Below are 18,576 nucleotides of genomic sequence, written 5' to 3' on the forward strand. Positions count from 1 at the left end.
GTCACTTCCCTGAGAGGAGATCGAGGCCACCGCGGCGGCCGAACAGGCGCGGAATGAACAGCGCGAGGGCGATGAGGCCGATGGACCCGGCGAGCATGAGTGTGCCCACGGCGTTGATGGTGGGCTGCACCCCGAAGCGGATCGCGGAGTAGATGCGCACCGACAGCGGCTGCGGATCGACACCGGTGGTGAAGTACGCGAGCACGAAGTCGTCGAAGACCAGCGCGAAGATCAGCACGGAGCAGGCGAGCACGGCGGGCAGCAGGGCCGGGAGCGTCACCAGCCGCACGGCCTGCAAGCGGGTGGCGCCGAGATCCATCGCGGCCTCCTCCACCTCGGGGTTGAGCGCCGCGACCCGGGAGCGGAGGATCACCGTGACATAGGAGATGGAGAAGGTGATCTCCGAGAGCATCACGGTGCCGGTCGACAGGGTCACGCCCAGCCCCTTGAACAGGAGCATGGACGCCACTCCGGTGACGATCTCCGGCGTGATCAGCGGCACCAGCATGATCAGACCGGCCACCGAGCCCAGCCGGGTCCGGCAGCGCACCAGGCCGAGGGCCAGAGCCGTGCCGAGCAGAACCGAACCGGCCATCGCGACCAGCGAGATCTTCAGGCTGGTGCCCAGTGAGGAGATCAGCACCTCGTCGTGGAAGAAGGCCCGGTACCAGCGCAGTCCGAAGCCGTCGAAGACGGTCAGCGACTTCACGGTGTTGAAGGAGAACAGCACCACCACGCCGATGGGCAGATACAGCAGGGCGAAGAACAGCGCCGTGACGCCGAAGGCCAGCCGCGGCTTGCGGTCGGCGCGCCCGCGGCGCTTCCGGGACCGCGGGCGGGGCGGCTCGGTGGTGGTGGCGTCGGTGCCGGTGGGCGTACGCAACAGGGTCATCGGCGGGCCTCCGCTTCGTCCTTGCGGGTGCGCCGCAGATAGCCGAGCATGCCGATCAGCAGCGCGAGCATCAGCATCATCGTGAGCGCCGATCCCAGCGGCCAGTTCTGGCCCTGGAAGAACTTGTCCTGGATGAGGTTGCCGATCATGATCTGGTCCGGGCCGCCCATCAGCTGTGCGCTGACGAAGTCGCCCATGGCGGGCAGGAAGACCAGGACCAGTCCGGCGGCCGCGCCCTGGCGGGTGGCCGGGAGGGTGACGAAGAAGAAGGTGCGCAGCGGCCCGCCGTACAGGTCCCGCCCGGCCTCGATCAGTGAGACGTCCAGCCGCTCCAGGGCGGCGTACAGCGGGATGATCATGAAGACCACAAAGCCGTAGACCAGGCCCGCGACCACACCGACACCGGTGTTGAGGATCTTCGTGCCGGAGTCGGCGAGGCCGATTCCGCGCAGCGCCCTCAGCAGCGGGCCGTCGTCGGAGAGCACCACCGACCAGCCGTACATCCGCACCAGGTAGTTGGCGAAGAACGGCACCACGATCGCGGCGATCATCGCGTTCTTGAAGCGTCCGCCGTGCAGGGCGATGGTGTACGCCACCGGGTAGGCGATCACCAGGCAGATCACGCAGGTCAGTACGGAGTAGCCGAGGGAGCGCAGCAGGACCTGTGAGTAGGCCGGGTCGGCGAGGGCCCGGACGCTGCCGAGGTCGAATCCGAAACGGGGGTTGCCGAGGCTGTCGGTGGTGCCGACGGCCAGCACGGCGACCAGCAGCAGGGAGGCGATCAGGAAGCTGGTCATCCAGAGGGTGCCGGGGACCATGAACCAGGTCCAGATGCGCGTGCTGGAGGCGCGGCGGCTCCGTCGTCGGCCGCCGGAGGATGGGGAGAGTGTCATGTCAGCCCGCCTTCACATGGGTCCAGGCGGTGTCGCGGGCGTCTTCCTGGGCACGGCTGCCGTTACGGAAGAACAGGTCCGCCTTGAGGTCGTCCTCGGTCACCACACACTCCGGGAACGGTTTGACCAGGGCCCGGTAGATCTCCTCGGTACCGTCCACCGGCATGGGGTAGCCGATGTACTCGATGTTCTTCTTCACGTTCTCCGGGCGGAGCATGTAGTCGATGAAGAGCATCGCGGTGCCGGGGTGGCGGGCGTTCCACGGGATGGCGTAGCAGTCGGAGTTGATGGGCGTGCCCTCTTTGGGGGCCTGGAAGCCGAAGACCGAGGGGTCCTTGGCCTGGTTGAGCATGGCGGCCATATCGCCGCTCCACGCCTGGGTCATCACCGCGTTGCCGTTGAGCAGGTTGTTGTAGCTGTCGCTGGAGAAGCCACGCAGCCGCGGGCGGAGGGTCGCCAGGGAGGACACCACCCGGTCCAGTTCGCCGGAGTCGCCGGTGCTGACGTCCAGGCCGAGCCGGAGGGCGCCCATGCCGAGCACCTCGTCCCGGTCGTCCAGCAGGAACACCTTGCCCCTGGCCTTGTCGCTCCACAGGTCCTTCCAGGACCCGGTGAGGCTGCCGATCCGGTCGCGGCGCCAGCCGATACCGGTCTTGTAGGCGGTGAAGGGGATGGTGTGCGCGGATCCGGGGTCGTACCAGGGGTTGGTGAAGTAGGCGCGCTTGCCGAAGACCGCGTGGGCGTTGGTGAGCTGGGAGTGGTCGATCCGGCGCAGCCGTCCGCCCCGGACCAGGCGCTGGGCCCATTTGGCGGTGGGGAAGACGATGTCGTAGCGATTGCCCGCGTTGAGCTTGGCGACCATGCCTTCCATCGAGTCGAAGTTCGACTGGATGACTTTGACGCCGTACTCCTTCTCGAAGCCCTTGAAGACCGAGGGGTCGACGAAGTCGGCCCAGTTGAAGTAGACGAGATCGCCGTCGACACGTGCGCGGACCGGGGCCAGGGCCCGTTCGTCCGGTTTCTTGGCGGGCATGAACCCGCAGCCGCTGAGTGCGGCGCCACCCGCGCCGAGCAGGCCGATGGCGCCTGCGCGCAGCATGGTGCGCCGGGAGGGTGGAGGTACCTCGGGGGACACGGAGCGTCCTCTCCGTCGAGGAAGGGCACAGCTTCAGGGCGGGGACCGGGGGCGCGGCTCACGGAGGCCCTGTCTCCGTAGTGATCCGGTCTTGGCAGGACAGCGGGTGTCTCAGCGGAGCGTCGGTAAGGCTGTCGGGGCGGCCACGGGGAGTGTGGCCTGCGCGGCCTCCGCCGGGCGGCCGGTCACGCGCCGTCCCCGTCGGATCCGGGGTTCCCGGCCGGGCCGCCGTCGCCGTCGAGGTCGGCCCGGACCCGGCCGGCGAACCAGCCGACGGCCGTCTCACGGCGCGAGAGCGGACCCGGTTCGAAGCCCGGTGTCGACATTCCCGCCTGGACGCGCTTCACCAGCTCGGCGTCCTCGTCGTTGGTGACCCAGCCGATGTGGATGTTCAGCCGACGGGCCAGCCGGGTGCGTGCGCTCTCGCCGTGCCGGGTGTAGAAGGCACCAGGGATCGCCGCCCGGTCCTGGGCGGTGGGAAGAGCGGTCCACGCGAGCACGTGGTCAGGGTAAAAGTCGATAAGGGTATTCGGGTAGATCACGGCATAACGCCAGACCCGCCGGTCCTCCTCGGTCAGCCCGGGCATGGGGGAGGCGAACCGCTGGTAGAGCCGTTCGGTCCAGTTCGAGGACGGCTTGTCGCGCAGGGGTGACTCGAAGAGCACATACGACTCCTGGACGTCGACGGTGTACGCCTGGTAGTCGAGCAGCCGCATCAGCGCGGGGTGGGCCACGGGGACGTGGTAACCCTCGAGATAGTTGTCGACGATCACCTTCCAGTTGGCGTTCTGCTGCTCGGCGGTGTCCATATCGTGGATGCGGTACTTCCCGACCGGCGTGAGGTCGGCCCCGGCGTAGTGCCCCACGGCCTTCTCGAGACCGGCACAGCTCTCGGCGAGCGGTACGGCGTCGAGGTCGAGGTTGACGAAGACGAACCCCAGGAACGACTCCACCTTGACCGGGTGCAGCCCGAGCCGGGGCTTGTCCAGACAGGGGATCTGACGGGCCTCGGGGGCGCCGACCAGCGTGCCGTCCAGCTTGTAGGTCCAGCCGTGATAGGGGCAGCGGATCGCCTTGCCCGAGGGCTCGGGCGCGGTGACCAGCCGGGTGCCGCGGTGACGGCAGGCGTTGAGGTGGGCGGCGAGGCCGCCCTCGGTGGTGCGTACGACCAGGACGCTGCGTCCCGCCACGGTGGCGGCCAGCCGGGCACCGGGGCCGGGCAGATCGGATTCATGGCAGACCAGCTGCCAGGACCGGGTGAAGATGCGGTCGGTCTCGGCCGTGGCGATGTCCGGGTCGGTGTAGTACCGCGCCGGGAGAGCTTGCCCGGGGTGCTCCGGGGGCGTGCCCGGCGGCGCCGGTGAAAGGGCGGGGGCCGGGGTGATCGGGGGCTGCATCGGATCCTCCTCCACGCCGCGTGGGCGGCGATGGGTGATCAGGCTGTGCAGGGTCGGCGATCGGCTGTGATTCAGGCCGCGCCGTGAACCTCGCTGACTAATTGGTTAGTCAGACTGAGGGGACCTCGGGTTACTGTCAAGGCTTGTCGGCTGACTAATTAGTTAGTTAGTCTACTCGTGGCGAGGCCGCCTCCCCAGGCTCGTCCCGCCCCCACGTGGCCCGTCCGGGCATCCGCGGATCAACAGGTCCGAGCCCCGGAGCGGTCCCCGTCCCCACAGGTCCGCGCGGACCGCCACCCCCGAGCCGGCCCGCGCCCCGCGGAACTCCGTCCGAGCCGACACCGGCCGCCGGAGCAACCGCCGCCCCGCCCCCGCTTCCCTCTTCATCGCGTCCACACCCCGCCCCCGGACATCACGGGGACGGGACGTCCCCGCCCACCCGGAGGCACGCATGAGCGGTCGTCGAAGCCTGGTCTGGCTCGGCCTCACCCCCGAGCCCGAACGAGAGCTGCCCGCCGCGGTGGCCGCCCTGCGCCCCCGCCCGGCCGACCTCTCCCTCGCGGCCCTGACCACGGCGGAACGCCGCAGGGTCGAGCGGCTGATCCTGCGCGGCACCCAGCGCAGCTGGCTCGGCTATCTCGCGGAGGTCACCGCCCTGGTCGTCGACGCCGCGGAAGAAGACGCGCCCGCCGAAGAAGACGCGTCCGCCGACGGAGACGTGTCCGGCCGCGGAAACCGGTCCATCGACGCCGACCCCCACGCGGCGCTGGTGGCGGGCGAGGTCGTCCTCGACCACCACCGGATGCTCATCGGCCTCCCCGGGGCCGGATACGACCGCGCCGCCCCGCAGCGCCGGGCACTGGAACAGGCGCTGCTCAGACTCAGGAACCGCGCAGACAAGGGAGCCGCCGCATGACCGGCATCCTCTCCCTGACCCCTCAGGGACAGCCCACCGCACTCGCCCCGCAACCACCCGGGGGCGAAGACCTCTCCCGCTACGAGGCCACCGGCGGATACGCCCCCGTCCCCGCCCCCGACCAGCTGCTGGACCGCATCGCCACCGCCGGGCTGCGCGGCCGCGGCGGCGCCGGATTCCCCGCCGCGGTCAAACTCCGCACCGTACGCGACGCCCCCGGCGACACCGTCGTCGTCGCCAACGGCGAAGAGGGCGAACCCGGTTCCGTCAAGGACCGCTGGCTGCTGCGCCACCGGCCGCACCTCGTCCTGGACGGTGTACGGCTCGCGGCGGCCGTCACCGGTGCCCGCCGCGGCTATGTCTACCTGGCCGACCCGGCCGCCGAGGCGGCGGTCCGCCGCGCGCTCACCGAGCGGCCCACCGAGGTCCCCGTCGAGGTGGTGGTCACCGAACACACCTATGTGGCGGGGGAGGAGAGCGCCGTGGTGCGCCGTATCGACGGCGGCCCCGCACTGCCCACCGCCAAACCCCCACGCCCCTTCGAACGCGGCGTCGGCGGCGCCCCCACCCTCGTCGCCAATGTGGAGACGCTGGCCCGCGTCGCCCTGCTCACCTCCCACCCCGACGCCGCCGCCGAGGTGGCCGCCGCGCACCTCGTCACCATCGCCGGACCCGGGAACGAGCCCGCGCTCGTCGAGGCACCCGCGGGCACCCATCTCAAGACCCTCGCCGACCTCTTCGGCCACGGCAGGGCCCCGGCGGTCCTCCTCGGCGGGCTGTTCGGCGGAGTGCACGGCGCGGGCTGGGCCGATCTACGGCTCGACCACGAGGAACTCTCCGCGGCGGGCAGTGCGCTGGGATGCGGCGCCCTGCACTTCCTGGCCCCCGAGGACTGCCCCGTCGCGGCCGCGGCCGACGCCGCCGGATATCTCGCCGCGCAGAGCGCCCGCCAGTGCGGTGTCTGTGTGTCCGGCACCCGGGCGCTGGCCGAGACCCTCGCCGCGGTGAGCCGCGGGGAAACCGGTGAGGAGGACACCGCCAAGCTGCTCCGCTGGTCCACCCAACTGCCCGGCCGCGGTGCCTGCGGCCTCCTCGACGCCGCCGCCCGTATCGCCGCCACCCTCCTCGCCCACTTCCCGGAGCGGGTCGGCGACCACCAGAACACGCCCTGCCCCGCCTGCTCCGCCGCACCGCCCCCCGACGGCAACCGCCTTGTCGTCGCCGTCCCCTGACTTCGCAGCATCCCGCGACACCGGCGTCCCCGCCGTGGCCGTCCCTCCGGTCCCGTACCGCCACCGCTCGTCCCCGAAAGGACCCCGCCATGAAACTTCTGCTGGATTCCACCCGCTGCCAGGCCTACGGCCTGTGCCAGGAACCCGCCTCCGCGCTCATCGAGCTCGACGAGTGGGGCTATGCCCGTCTGATCGGGACCACCGTGCCCGAGGGCTCGGAGCAGGAGGCCGCCGAGGCCGTCGCCGCCTGCCCCAACTCAGCGCTGCGGCTGGTGAAGTGATGGGACGTGACCTGAGCGCACTCTTCGACCCCGTGTCCGTGGCGGTCGTCGGAGCCAGCGACGACCCCGCCAAGTACGGCCACGCCATCGCCTCCCAGGCCATCCGGGCCGACCGCCGGCGCCCGGTGCACCTCGTCAACCGCCGCGGCGGAACGGTCCTGGGCCGCACCGCCGCCCCCAGCGTCCGGGCCATCGGCGAACCCGTCGACCTCGCCGTCGTCTCGGTGCCCGCCGCCGGATTCGAGGCCGCCGTCGACGAGGCCCTGGACTGCGGGGCCCGTGCGATCGTCGCCATCACGGCGGGCTTCGCCGAGACCGGCGCCGCCGGACGCGAACGCCAGCGTGCCGTCGCCGAACGGGTCCGCGCCGCCGGTGCCGTGATGGTCGGCCCCAACTGCCTGGGCATCGCCGACAACACCACCGATCTCTTTCTCGCCTCCGACACCTTCACCCCCGGCGGAATCGCCCTGCTCAGCCAGAGCGGCAACCTCGCCCTCGAACTCCAGCTCCGCTTCGGACCGCACGGCCTCGGCTTCTCCCGGTTCGTCTCGCTCGGCAACCAGGCCGATGTCACCCTCGTCGACCTCCTGGCCGACTGCGCCCGCCACGAAGGCACCCGCGCCATCGCCGTCTACGCCGAGGACTTCGCCGACGGCCGGGCCTTTGCCGAAGCCGCCGCCGTCGCCGGAAAGCCGGTGGTGCTGCTCACCGCCGGACGTGGCGACGCCTCGGCCCGCAGCGCCCAGTCGCACACCGGCGCCCTGACCACCTCGGCCGACGTCGTCACCGCCGCATGCCGGGACGCCGGAGTGGAACTCGTCGCCACCCCGCGCGAACTCACCGTCGTCCTGGCCGCCCTGGCCGGGGAACGACGCGCCAAGGGCCGTGGTGTCGCGGTGCTCACCGACGGCGGCGGCCATGGAGTGATCGCCGCCGATGCCACCGAGGCCGCGGGGCTGACCGTGCCCGAACTCACCCCGGACACCCAGGACGGTCTGCGGGAGGTGCTGTGGGAGCAGTCCGCCCTCGGCAACCCCGTGGACCTGGCCGGGATGGGCGAACAGGACCCCTCCTCGTACACCGGAACCGTCGCGGCCCTGCTCGAGGCGGAGGAGGCCGACGCCGTCCTGATGACCGGCTACTTCGGTGGCTACGCCGACGCGGGCAGCGGACTCGGCGGCGGTGCGGCACTTGCCCGCGGTGAGCAGGAGGCCGCCCACGCCATCGTCGCCCGGCATCAGAGAAGCGCCAAACCCCTCGTCGTGCAGTCGATGTACCCCGGCTCGCCCAGCTGCCGCACCCTCATCGCGGCCGGTATCCCCGTGTTCGGGGCGACGGAGGACGCGGCCCGCGCCCTCGCCGCCCTGGCAGGCCCCGGCGCGACCGCCCCCGCGGCCGGTGTGGCGCCCCTTCCGCAGGCCGCCGCGCCGCTGGAGCGGACCGGATATCTGGAGACCCGCCGGGCACTGGAAGCCGCGGGCATACCCTTCCCGGCCGTACAGGAGATCCGCGACGAGGACGAACTCCGCGCCGCCGCGGCCGAGATCACCGGTCCCTATGTCCTCAAGGCCCTCCATCTGCTCCACAAGTCGGACGCCGGGGGAGTGGCCCTCGGGCTGGCCGGACCGGATGAACTGCTCGCCGCCTACCGCGATATGCACGGCAGGCTGGGCGCCCCCTCCTACTCCGTGGAGGCCATGGCCGACCTCTCCGACGGCATCGAGCTGATCGTCGGCGTCAACCGCGACCCGCGCTTCGGCCCGGTCGCCATGGTGGGATTCGGCGGCATCCTCGCCGAGGCGCTGCGCGACGTCGCCTTCGCCCTGGCGCCGGTCCCCGCACCTCACGCACTCGACCTGCTGCGCCAGCTGCGCACCGCCTCGCTGCTCGACGGTGTCCGGGGCCGCCCCGCCGTGGACATCACCGCGGCCGCCGACGCCATCGAGCGCATCACCGCCTTCGCCGCCGCCCACCCCGAGATCGCCGAACTCGAAGTCAACCCGCTCCTCGTCCGCCCCACCGGAGTGCTCGCCCTGGACTCCCGGGCCGTCCTCGCCTGAACCCACCGCACCCGCAGCCCGAACCCGTACCGAAGAGGTCTTTCATGGATATGCGCTACACCCCCGAACAGGCCGACCTGAAGCGGCGCGCGGCCGACTACGCCCGTCTCCTCATGCGTTACGAGGACGAGTCCGAGCAGGCCGGTGGCCCGCTGCCGCAGGAGACCGTCGCGGAGCTGACCCGCGCCGCCATGGACGCCGGGGTCTACGCCATCAACATGCCCACCGAATGGGGCGGCGCCGGACTCACCCTCCTGGACCAGGTCATCGTGGAGGAGGAGTTCGGCAAGGCCACCAACTGTCTGTGGGACATACCCTGGCGCCCCGCCAACGTCCTCGCCTACGGCGACGAGCGGCAGCGCGAGAAGTACCTGCTCCCCGTGTTGCGCGCCGAGAGGTTCGACGCGTTCGCCGTGACCGAGCCGGGCGCCGGATCCGACCCCTCCTCCGGCGCCTCCACCGCCACCCGTACCGAGGGCGGCTGGCTGGTGAACGGCGAGAAGTGGTTCGTCACCTGCGGAGACATCGCCGACTTCCTGTTGGTGCAGGCCGACGCGGGACCCGACCGGCTGCCCACGCTGTTCTTCGTCGACAAGTCCGCCCCGGGGGTGGAGATGACGCGGGTGCCCCAGTTCATGCACTCCGCCGTCAACGGGCACCCCGAGTTCACCTTCACCGATGTCTTCGTCGCCGACGAGGATGTGCTCGGCGGGGTCGGAAAGGGCTATGAGCTGACCAAGGAGTGGTTCACCGACGAGCGCCTGATGATCGCGGCCCGTACCGTCGGCGCGGCCGAGCGCGCACTGGAGCTGGCCCGTGAATGGGCCATCGGCCGGGAGCAGTTCGGCGGGCCCATCGCGGGCTACCAGCTGATCCAGGGCATGCTGGCCGACTGCGCCGTGGACATCGCCGTCAACCGCGCCTACACCCACCAGGTCGCGTGGGAAGCCGATCAGCCGGGCACCGACCGCAAGACCCTGCACGCCAAGGCGTCCACCGCCAAGCTGGCCGCCAGCGAGGCGGCCGGCCGGGTGATCGACCGCTGTCTCCAGATCTTCGGTGGCCGCGGCTACGACCGCTCCTACGCCGTCGAGCGGATGTACCGCGAACTGCGGGTGGACCGGATCTGGGAGGGCACCTCCGAGATCCAGCGGCTGATCATCGCCAACGAGCTCATCAAGCGCGGCACCCGGGCCCTCGCCCTGCCCACCCACTGACCAACCCCGCCCCCACTGACCGCCCCGCCCCCCGCCACCACCCTCGAAACCCTCGAAGCAGTGAGGACCGCCATGGACTTCCGTCTCACCGAACGTCAGGCCCGGCTCAAGGCCGACGCCCGCGCGCTCACCGACCTCATCGCTGGCTATGAAATCGCCTGCGAGGAGAACAACGGCCTGCCCGACAGCGCCCACGCCACCATCCGCGACGCGGTCCTCGACTCCGGACTCCAGGCGGTCAACATGCCCGCCGAATGGGGCGGCGCCGGACTGACCATCGCCGAACAGGCCACCGTGCAGGAGGAATTGGGGCGGCTCACCGGCGCCCTGTGGGACATGGTGTGGCGGCCGGCCAACGCGCTGCGCTTCTGCACCCCGGAGCAGCGTGAGCGCTTCCTCGTCCCGGTCATCGAGGGGCGGCGGCGCGACTGCTACGCGGTCACCGAGCCCAATGCCGGATCCGACCCGCAGAACCTGGCCACCACGGCCACCAAGAACGACGCCGGGTGGGTGCTCAACGGCGAGAAGTGGTTCGTGACCGTCGGCGACCACGCCGACTTCATGATCGTCCTCGCCGCCGCGGGACCCGAGCGCGCCCCGACGCTCTTCCTCGTCGACAAGGACACCCCCGGGATCGAGATGACCCGGGTGCCCCGCTTCATGCACACCTTCGTCTACGAGCACCCCGAGTTCACCTACACCGACGTCCAGGTGGGCGAGGACGCGGTGCTCGGCGGTATCGGCGAGGGCTATGACATCACCCGCTCGTGGTTCACCGAGGAGCGGCTGATGATCGCCGCCCGGACCATCGGCGCGGCCGAGCGGGCCCTGGAGCTCGCCCGGGACTGGGCCGTGGAGCGCGAGCAGTTCGGCGCCCCCATCGCCAGCTACCAGCTGATCCAGGGGATGCTGGCCGACTCGGCAGTGGACATCGCCGTCAACCGCGCCTACACCCACCAGGTGGCGTGGGAGGTCGACCAGGCGTCCGCGGACGACCGCAAGACCCTGCACGCCAAGGCGTCCATCGCCAAGCTGGCCGCCAGTGAGGCGTCGGGCCGGGTGATCGACCGCTGTCTCCAGATCTTCGGCGGCCGCGGCTACGACCGCTCCTACGCCGTCGAGCGCCTCTACCGCGAACTGCGGGTGGACCGGATCTGGGAGGGCACCTCCGAGATCCAGCGGCTGATCATCGCCAATGAACTGGTGAAGCGCGGTACGGGAGTCCTGGCACTGCCCGGTACGCGCTGATCCCGCGGACTTCCCGCTCCCGGGGGCGAGCACGGGCCGGGCCGCCCCCGGGAGCGTGGAAGCCATCCCGCGGCACCGCGCCGCGGCCACCACACACGGCCCATGAACCCCGGCCCCATGAACCACAGCCCCGTGAACCACGTCAGGAAGGAACCGCGATGGGCGGCATCGAACGCGTTGGAGTAGTGGGCTGCGGCCTCATGGGCGCCGGCATCGCCGAAGTCTGCGCACGCGCCGGGCTGCCGGTGACCGTCGTCGAGCGCGACGTCCACGCCGCTCGGGCGGGACAGGAGCGCATCGCCCGCTCCCTGGAGCGCGCCACCGCCCGCGGCGGACTCACCCCCGACCTCCGCGACGACGCCCTGGCCCGGATCACCGTCGTCGACGACCTGGCCGCACTGCACGACCGGGATCTGGTCGTCGAAGCCGTCGCCGAGGACGAACACATCAAGCTCGACGTGTTCACCCGCCTCGACGCCATCCTCACCTCCGAGGACTGCGTCCTGGCCACCAACACCTCCGCCATCCCCGTCATCCGCCTGGCCACCGCCACCTCGCGCCCCGGCCATGTCATCGGTGTGCACTTCTTCAACCCGGTACCGGTCCTGCCGCTGGTGGAGCTGGTGCCCTCGCTGCTCACCTCCGCCGACACCCTCGCCCGGGCCGAGTCCTTCACCACCGGCACCCTCGGCAAGGAGGTCGTCCGCGCCCCCGACCGCGCCGGGTTCGTCGTCAACGCGCTGCTCGTGCCGTATCTGCTGGCCGCCATCCGCATGGTCGAATCCGGCATCGCCACCGCGCAGGACATCGACCGCGGCATGGTGCTGGGCTGTGCCCACCCGCTGGGTCCGCTCGCCCTGGCCGACCTCATCGGCCTGGACACCACCCAGGCCATCGCCGACTCCCTGTACGCCGAATTCCGGGAACCGCACTACTCGCCGCCACCGCTGCTGGCCCGCATGGTCGACGCGGGTCTGCTCGGCCGGAAGTCGGGGCAGGGTTTCCACAGCTACCCCGAGCGCGCACCCGGTACGGCGGCTCCGCGGCAGGAGGCTCGGTGAGGGATGATGGCCACGGCAGACCGTACGACGAGTGGGGGAGGGCACGACATGGATACCAGGGCGCGCACCGCGGAGGAGACCCGCGAGCGCATCCTGTCCGCGGCGTGCGGGGCCATCGCCGAGGTCGGCTTCGAGAAGATCCGGATGAAGATGGTTGCCGAGCGCGCCGGGGTGTCCACCGCCCTGCTGCACTACCACTTCGACACCCGCGAGAAGCTCTTCACGGAGGCGATGACCCACTCCTTCGCCACCTCGGCGCTCGGCCTCGACGACGATGTGACCACACCCTCCGCCGTCGTCCTGGCCAGGATCGTCCACAGCCTGCTGCCGACGGATCCCGAACTCCGTCAGGACTGGCGTCTGTGGCAGGAGCTGTGGGTGCGGTCGCTGCGCGACGAGAAGACGCGGGTGTTCGCCGTGGACCTGTACGCCGAGCTCCACGCATGGGTGGGCGGGGCGATCGAGCGGGGCGTGGCCTCCGGTGAGTTCCGCCCGGTCGACGTCGGCCGCCTCGGCACCCTGGTGCTCGCGCTGAGTGATGGCTATGGCATCCGGCTGATGCTGGGCGATCCCACGGTCACCGTGAACGATGTGCTGGCCGCCATCTGGCGGCCGGTCGCCGAGGAACTCGGTCTCTCGCCGGAGTTCCCCGAGATCTGACCCCGGCCGCGCCACGGCGTCGCGGGACGGCTGGGCCGCCGGGAGTGGGGGTGTACTCAGCCCCCTGTGCGATTCGGGGGTTGGCCCCCGTGCGGTCGGGGTGGTGCCGCCATGGCACCACCCCGCCTTCGGTCCGTACGTTTATGCAGGCCAGAACGTTACGACCGATACAGGACCGGAGTCCTTCATGTCCCAGGCCACCGTGCCGTCCGAGTCCCGGGTACTCGTCGGCGGCATCGCGCCGCCGGGGAGCGAGTTCGCTCCCCTCCTGCGGGAGGTCAAGGCACAGGGGCTGCTGCGGCGGCGCCGGGGCTGGTACGCGCGGATGATCGGCGTGAACCTCCTCGGCCTGATCGCTGTGGTGGCGGCGCTCGCGCTCGCCGGGAACACCTGGTGGACGCTGCTGCTCGCCCCGCCGCTCGCGGTCCTGTCCGCCCGTACCGCCTTCGTCGGCCATGACGCCGGACACGCGCAGATCGCCCTCGACCGCCGGGCCAACCGGGCCATCGGACTCCTCCACGGCAATCTGCTGCTCGGGATGAGCTACGCCTGGTGGAACGACAAGCACAACCGGCACCACGCCAATCCCAACCACATCGAGAAGGACCCCGACGTCGGCGTCGGCGCCCTCGTCTGGACCGCGGAGCAAGCGGCCGAGCGCCGCGGGTTCGCCCGCTGGGTGACCCGCCACCAGGCCCTGCTGTTCTTCCCGATGCTGCTCCTCGAAGGCATCGCCCTGAAGGTGAGCAGTATCCAGGACCTACGACGGCAGGCGATGCGCGAACGGGCCCTCGAAGGAACCCTGTTGGTGCTGCACGCGATCGGCTACGGCATCCTGCTGCTCACCTGCCTGCCGGTGGGCAAGGCCATGGTGTTCGCCCTGCTCCACCACGCGCTCTTCGGACTCCACCTGGGCATGGCCTTCGCCCCCAACCACAAGGGCATGGAGATGCCCGATCCGACGGGCGAACGCTGGGGCCATCTGCGCCGCCAGGTCCTGACCTCGCGCAACGTACGCGGCGGTGCGGTCACCGACTGGCTGCTCGGTGGGCTGAACTACCAGATCGAGCACCACCTCTTCCCGAACATGCCCAGGCCCCATCTCCGGCTCGCCCAGCCCCTCGTCCGCCAGCACTGCCGCACCCTCGGACTTCCCTACGCCGAAACCGGGTTGCTCGACTCCTACCAGCAGGGGCTGCGCCATATGCACACGGTCGGCGGCGCGGCGCGGCCCGAGTGACCCGCGCCCGCGCCGAGCGCGGAAGCGGCCCGTGCCGAGCGCGACCCGGCGGGCTACCGGATCTTCATCCCGTAAGTTAGGTTAGGCATGCCTAAGTAGCTCGTATGTCCCCTCTCGCGCCTGGAGTGCCCGGATGCGTCTTCTCCCTGCCCGCGCCGCCACACCGACCGCCGCCGAGCGTGTCCGGTCGATCCTTGCCGCCGCGCATTCGATGTCAGTGGTGAGCGACGGGCTGCACACCGAAGTGCGGCGGCTCGACGGTATGGGGGCGATGGGCCACTTCCATCTGCACGCGCCGTTCGAGGGTCCCGGTGACCAAGCCGCGACCCGCGTCCCGGTCCGGCTGGAGCTCACCGATATCGCCCCCACGCCGGTGCGCGACCGGTTGCGCGCCCGGGTCACGGTGACCGGGCTGCTGGCCGCGCCGTACAGCGCGGAGGCCGCCGGGAGCACCTGCATGGAATTCGGTCAGGCGGTGCTCGAAGACGCCCAGGGGTGCGCCTATGTCACCCTCCACGACCTGGAGCAGACCGAACTCGACCCGATCGCCATCAGCGAAGCGGGCATGCTGAACCACCTCGTGGACGACCACAGCGAACTCATTCCCCTGCTGCTGCGCCTCGTCCGCCCCCGGCCGGACCGTGGCATGCTGCGCGCGCTCCCGGTGGCGATGGACCGTTACGGCGTGACCCTGCGCCTGGAGTGCCCGCGTACCCACCGCGACGTCCGGCTGCCGTTCACCACGCCCGTGACCGACATCGACCAGGCCGGTCCCCGGATCCACGCCCTCCTGGCCACCGCACGCCGCCTCTCCCACCCCAATCAGCTGCTGACCTGAACCGCCGGCGGCACCGGGCGGCGGGCACACGCCGTGATGACCCATTGACGTGTCGCATGAGACATTCGTGTCTCACATGGGTTACTCTTGTCTCATGTCCGTTGATCGTGAACACGTGCTGCGCGCCGCTGCCGAGCTGCTCGCCCGTAAGGCCACGGCTTCCATGGACGAGATCGCCAAGTCCGCCGGGATCAGCCGTGCCACCCTGCACCGCCACTTCGCCGGACGGGACGCACTCGTCCAGGCGCTGGGCGTGCTCGGCATACAGCTCGTCGAGGAGCGGCTCGCCGCCGCGCGGATCGACGAGGGAGACCCCGTCGACGCCGTGCGGCGGCTGGTCACCGAGGCGCTGCCGGTGTCGGGCTTCCTCGCCTTTCTCTACGGCGAGAACCAGCTGTACGAGTCCGAAGCCATGGACCAGGGCTGGGCGCGTATCGACGAACAGGTGGGCGCGCTGTTCCGGCGAGGCATGGAGCAGGGGCTGTTCCGGTTCGACCTGACACCGGCGTGGCTGACCGAGGCGCTGTACGCCCTGATCGCCGCCTCGGCCTGGAGTGCCCAGGAGGGCAGGATCGCGCCCAAGGACGCGGGCTACATGGTCTCCGAGCTGTTGCTCGGAGGGATGATTCGGAGTGTGGAGAAGTGAGTGGCAAGACCCCTGAGCGTCTGACCGGTCCGGGCCTTGCCCCGCGGCCCGGCGCGGCCAAGGGGATTCCCGGACGCTGGCTCGCCCTGTCGGTGCTCATCCTCGCGGTGCTGCTGGTGGCCGTCGACGCGACCGTCCTCGGTCTGGCGACCCCCTACCTCAGCGAGGATCTGGAGCCGACCGGCAACCAGCTGCTCTGGATAGGCGACGTGTACTCGTTCGTCATCGCCGGACTGCTGGTGTCCATGGGCAGTCTCGGCGACCGTATCGGCCGCAAGAAGCTGCTCCTCATCGGCGCCACCGCCTTCGGTGGGCTGTCGCTGCTGGCCGCGTACTCCACCTCGCCGGAAATGATGATCGCGACGCGTGCGCTGCTCGGTGTCGCGGGCGCCACGCTGATGCCGTCGACCCTCGCCCTCATCCGCAACCTCTTCTCCGATGCGAAGGAGCGCAGTGTCGCCATCGGCATCTGGGGTGCCGCGGCGTCGGCGGGTGCGGCGGTCGGGCCGGTCATCGGCGGATTCCTGCTGGAGCACTTCTGGTGGGGATCGGTGTTCCTCATCAACCTGCCCGTGATGGCCGTGCTCGTGCTCGTCGGTATCAGGCTGCTGCCGGAGTCGAAGAACCCTGACCCCGGTCCCTGGGACCTGCCCAGCGTCGGCTTCTCCCTCATCGGCATGATCGGCGTCGTCTACTGCGTCAAGGAGCTGGCCACGCACAGCGTCGGTGCGGTGGCGATCGCGGCCGGAGCCGTCGGCGCGCTTGCGTTGCCGGCGTTCGTAAGGCGCCAACTCACGCTCCCGAAACCGCTGTTGGACATGCGGCTGTTCAAGCACCGCGGCTTCTCCGGCGCGGTGCTGGCCGATCTGCTCACCATCCTGGGCCTGTCCGGTCTGGTCTTCTTCCTGTCGCAGTTCCTGCAACTGGTGCAGGGCCGGACACCGCTCCAGGCGGGACTCGCCGAACTGCCCGCGGCCATCGGTGCCGTGGCGGCGGGACTGGTCGCCGGTGCCGCTGCCCGGCGCTACTCCGTGCGCGCGATCGTGGCCGGAGGTCTGGCGGCCATCGGCCTCGCCCTCGGCGTGCTGGTCTTCCTCACCGCGCACACCGGCTTTCCGCTGCTCGGCGCGGTGCTGCTGATCGTCGGTGTCGGCGCGGGCTTCTCGTTCACCGTCACCGCCGATGTGATCCTCTCCAGCGTTCCCAAGGAGCAGGCGGGCGCCGCGTCCGCCGTCTCCGAGACGGCCTACGAGCTGGGCGCGGCACTCGGGATCGCCCTCCTCGGCTCGATGGTCACCGGTGTCTACCGCGGCTTCGAGACTCCCGCGGGCGTACCGGCGGACACGGCGGCCGCCGCCCACGAGTCCCTGGGCGGGGCGGTCGAATCCGCCGCCCACCTGCCGTCGGACCTCGCCTCCGGGCTTCTCGCCTCGGCCCAGGCGTCGTTCGTGGACGGCCTGCGGATCGCCTGTGGCGTGGGCGCGGTGGTGCTGCTCGCGACGGCCGTCGGGGCGTGGTTCCTGCTGCGCGGTCAGACGCTCCAGGACGGTGCGGACGAGAACGTGTCCGAGCCACACGCGACGAGCGACGACGGGGCGGGGACGGACGGTGACACCGACCGTGACCACCGCGATGCCGACCACGGTGAGCGCCGGAACAGCGGCGCAGAACCCGCCGCCCGCCGCTGATCCGATCCACGCGTCCGGTGGACACCTCCTATGCGTCCACTGGACGCAGAGCGTACGGCCGAACACACGGCAAGGGCGGGCCTGTTCCGTATCCTGTCCGCCGACCGCTACCGTCTGCGGTGCCTGCTCGACGGCATCGCCCATACCCCAGGGAGCGTCTGATGCCGCACACCGTGATGCCCACCCATGCAGAGTGGACCGCCGGAGGCACACGCATCCCGGTACGCGGTCGTGCGGGTGACCATAGGCTCTTCGTCCGGCAGGACGGCCCCGCCGACGGCCCACCGGTCACGCTGATCCATGGCTTCCCCACCTCCTCCCACGACTGATCGCCGACCGTGCCCCAACTGGTGGCGCGGGGCCTGCGGGTCACCACCTGCGATCTGCTCGGCTTCGGGCACAGTGACAAACCCCGCGCCCACCGGTACTCGGTGCTGGAACAGGCGGATCTGGTGGAGGATCTCTGGCACCGTCTCGGCATCGGGGCCACCGCGCTGGTCGCCCATGACTACGGCGTCAGCGTGGCCCAGGAACTGCTGGCCCGCGGCCACGGCAGGGTGACCCGTATGGCCTGGCTGAACGGCGGTCTCTACCCGGAGCTCCACCGGCCGATCCGCGTCCAGCGGCTGCTGCACGGGCCACTGGGTCCCCTGCTCGCACACGCCGTCAGCGAGCGAGGATTCCGCTCCTCGATGCACCGCGTCATGGCGAGGCCGGTCACGGACCACGCCCTGCATGAGATGTGGCTCGGCATCTCCCATGACGACGGCCACTTGCTGGCACCACGCCTGCTGCGCTACATCGACGAGCGGCGTGCGTACCGGGACCGCTGGGTCCCGGCCCTGGAGGACTATCCGGGCCCGACGCTGTTCGCCTGGGGTCCGGCCGACCCGATCAGCGGCGCGCATGTGCTCGAACGCGTCAGGGAGCGCATACCGCACGCCACCGTCGCCGAACTCACGGGCCCACCCACCGTGGGCCACTATCCGCAGGTCGAGGCACCCGACGAAGTGGCGGCTCTCCTGGGGGAGTTCCTCGCCACCCGCTGAGTACGTCCACTGGCGTGGAGGGTGGCCAGGCCGATGAACGATTCGATCGCCTCGTTCGAGGAGTCCACCCCGTTCTGAGCTTCAGTTGAGGGGCGGGACTGGGTGCCGGTGACGAGAACGGGA

Annotated in this window: 18 protein-coding genes; 14 read left to right on the forward strand and 4 right to left on the reverse strand. The window is 70.9% G+C overall.

The features are described 5' to 3' along the window. Nucleotide 1: 1 nt before the first annotated feature. The 4 genes from AB0C66_RS15355 to AB0C66_RS15370 all read right to left on the reverse strand — a co-directional run bounded on the left by AB0C66_RS15355 (nucleotide 2) and on the right by AB0C66_RS15370 (nucleotide 4,317). The gene (locus AB0C66_RS15355) at nucleotides 2–892 is read right to left on the reverse strand and encodes an ABC transporter permease (RefSeq protein ID WP_362437476.1); all 891 of its coding nucleotides are present in this window, start codon (nucleotides 890–892) and stop codon (nucleotides 2–4) included. Continuing rightward, a complete protein-coding gene (locus AB0C66_RS15360) occupies nucleotides 889–1,785 on the reverse strand; it encodes an ABC transporter permease (protein WP_362437478.1) in 897 nt (298 codons plus the stop codon). The genes AB0C66_RS15355 and AB0C66_RS15360 overlap by 4 nt, the downstream gene beginning before the upstream one ends. Nucleotide 1,786: 1 nt before the next feature. After that, a complete protein-coding gene (locus AB0C66_RS15365) occupies nucleotides 1,787–2,884 on the reverse strand; it encodes a spermidine/putrescine ABC transporter substrate-binding protein (protein WP_362437481.1) in 1,098 nt (365 codons plus the stop codon). 221 nt (nucleotides 2,885–3,105) lie between these two features. Then, entirely contained in the window at nucleotides 3,106–4,317 is a 1,212-nt protein-coding gene (locus tag AB0C66_RS15370; RefSeq protein ID WP_362437483.1) for an aromatic ring-hydroxylating dioxygenase subunit alpha, read from the reverse strand. A 451-nt stretch (nucleotides 4,318–4,768) separates the two neighbouring features. Here AB0C66_RS15370 and AB0C66_RS15375 point away from each other — a divergent pair, with 451 nt between their 5' ends. The 14 genes from AB0C66_RS15375 to AB0C66_RS15440 all read left to right on the forward strand — a co-directional run bounded on the left by AB0C66_RS15375 (nucleotide 4,769) and on the right by AB0C66_RS15440 (nucleotide 18,453). Beyond that, nucleotides 4,769–5,233 carry a hypothetical protein gene (locus AB0C66_RS15375; protein WP_362437485.1) on the forward strand — a complete coding sequence of 155 codons (465 nt, stop codon included), beginning with the start codon at nucleotides 4,769–4,771 and terminating at the stop codon, nucleotides 5,231–5,233. Next, entirely contained in the window at nucleotides 5,230–6,465 is a 1,236-nt protein-coding gene (locus tag AB0C66_RS15380) for an NADH-ubiquinone oxidoreductase-F iron-sulfur binding region domain-containing protein (protein ID WP_362437487.1), read from the forward strand. The genes AB0C66_RS15375 and AB0C66_RS15380 overlap by 4 nt, the downstream gene beginning before the upstream one ends. An 89-nt stretch (nucleotides 6,466–6,554) precedes the next feature. Continuing rightward, on the forward strand, nucleotides 6,555–6,746 hold the full coding sequence (locus tag AB0C66_RS15385) for a ferredoxin (protein ID WP_362437489.1): 192 nt from the start codon (nucleotides 6,555–6,557) through the stop codon (nucleotides 6,744–6,746). Continuing rightward, the gene (locus AB0C66_RS15390; RefSeq protein WP_362437491.1) at nucleotides 6,746–8,806 is read left to right on the forward strand and encodes an acetate--CoA ligase family protein; all 2,061 of its coding nucleotides are present in this window, start codon (nucleotides 6,746–6,748) and stop codon (nucleotides 8,804–8,806) included. The genes AB0C66_RS15385 and AB0C66_RS15390 overlap by 1 nt, the downstream gene beginning before the upstream one ends. A 44-nt stretch (nucleotides 8,807–8,850) precedes the next feature. Next, a complete protein-coding gene (locus AB0C66_RS15395) occupies nucleotides 8,851–10,023 on the forward strand; it encodes an acyl-CoA dehydrogenase family protein (protein WP_362437493.1) in 1,173 nt (390 codons plus the stop codon). A 72-nt stretch (nucleotides 10,024–10,095) separates the two neighbouring features. Then, the gene (locus AB0C66_RS15400) at nucleotides 10,096–11,271 is read left to right on the forward strand and encodes an acyl-CoA dehydrogenase family protein (protein WP_362437495.1); all 1,176 of its coding nucleotides are present in this window, start codon (nucleotides 10,096–10,098) and stop codon (nucleotides 11,269–11,271) included. Between the two features lie 158 nt (nucleotides 11,272–11,429). After that, nucleotides 11,430–12,332 (forward strand): 3-hydroxybutyryl-CoA dehydrogenase, encoded by a 903-nt coding sequence (locus AB0C66_RS15405; protein WP_362437497.1) that lies wholly within the window; start codon nucleotides 11,430–11,432, stop codon nucleotides 12,330–12,332. Between the two features lie 48 nt (nucleotides 12,333–12,380). Continuing rightward, complete coding sequence (locus AB0C66_RS15410) at nucleotides 12,381–12,992, forward strand: TetR/AcrR family transcriptional regulator (protein WP_362437499.1); 612 nt, start codon at nucleotides 12,381–12,383, stop codon at nucleotides 12,990–12,992. A 187-nt stretch (nucleotides 12,993–13,179) separates the two neighbouring features. After that, nucleotides 13,180–14,232: an acyl-CoA desaturase gene (locus AB0C66_RS15415; RefSeq protein ID WP_362437501.1), complete on the forward strand. Its 1,053-nt coding sequence runs from the start codon at nucleotides 13,180–13,182 to the stop codon at nucleotides 14,230–14,232. Between the two features lie 133 nt (nucleotides 14,233–14,365). After that, nucleotides 14,366–15,070, forward strand: coding sequence for a DUF2470 domain-containing protein (locus tag AB0C66_RS15420; RefSeq protein ID WP_362437503.1), 705 nt, complete (start codon nucleotides 14,366–14,368; stop codon nucleotides 15,068–15,070). 94 nt (nucleotides 15,071–15,164) lie between these two features. Beyond that, nucleotides 15,165–15,716 carry a helix-turn-helix domain-containing protein gene (locus tag AB0C66_RS15425; protein ID WP_362437505.1) on the forward strand — a complete coding sequence of 184 codons (552 nt, stop codon included), beginning with the start codon at nucleotides 15,165–15,167 and terminating at the stop codon, nucleotides 15,714–15,716. 20 nt (nucleotides 15,717–15,736) lie between these two features. Then, nucleotides 15,737–17,404, forward strand: a complete 1,668-nt coding sequence (locus AB0C66_RS15430; protein ID WP_362438772.1) for an MFS transporter — start codon at nucleotides 15,737–15,739, stop codon at nucleotides 17,402–17,404. Between the two features lie 161 nt (nucleotides 17,405–17,565). Continuing rightward, entirely contained in the window at nucleotides 17,566–17,733 is a 168-nt protein-coding gene (locus AB0C66_RS15435; protein ID WP_362437507.1) for a hypothetical protein, read from the forward strand. A gap of 9 nt (nucleotides 17,734–17,742) precedes the next feature. Next, on the forward strand, nucleotides 17,743–18,453 hold the full coding sequence (locus AB0C66_RS15440; protein WP_362437509.1) for an alpha/beta hydrolase: 711 nt from the start codon (nucleotides 17,743–17,745) through the stop codon (nucleotides 18,451–18,453). Nucleotides 18,454–18,576: the final 123 nt, after the last annotated feature.

It is taken from the genome of Streptomyces sp. NPDC048636 (genome assembly GCF_040650655.1).
GTDB lineage: Bacteria > Actinomycetota > Actinomycetes > Streptomycetales > Streptomycetaceae > Streptomyces.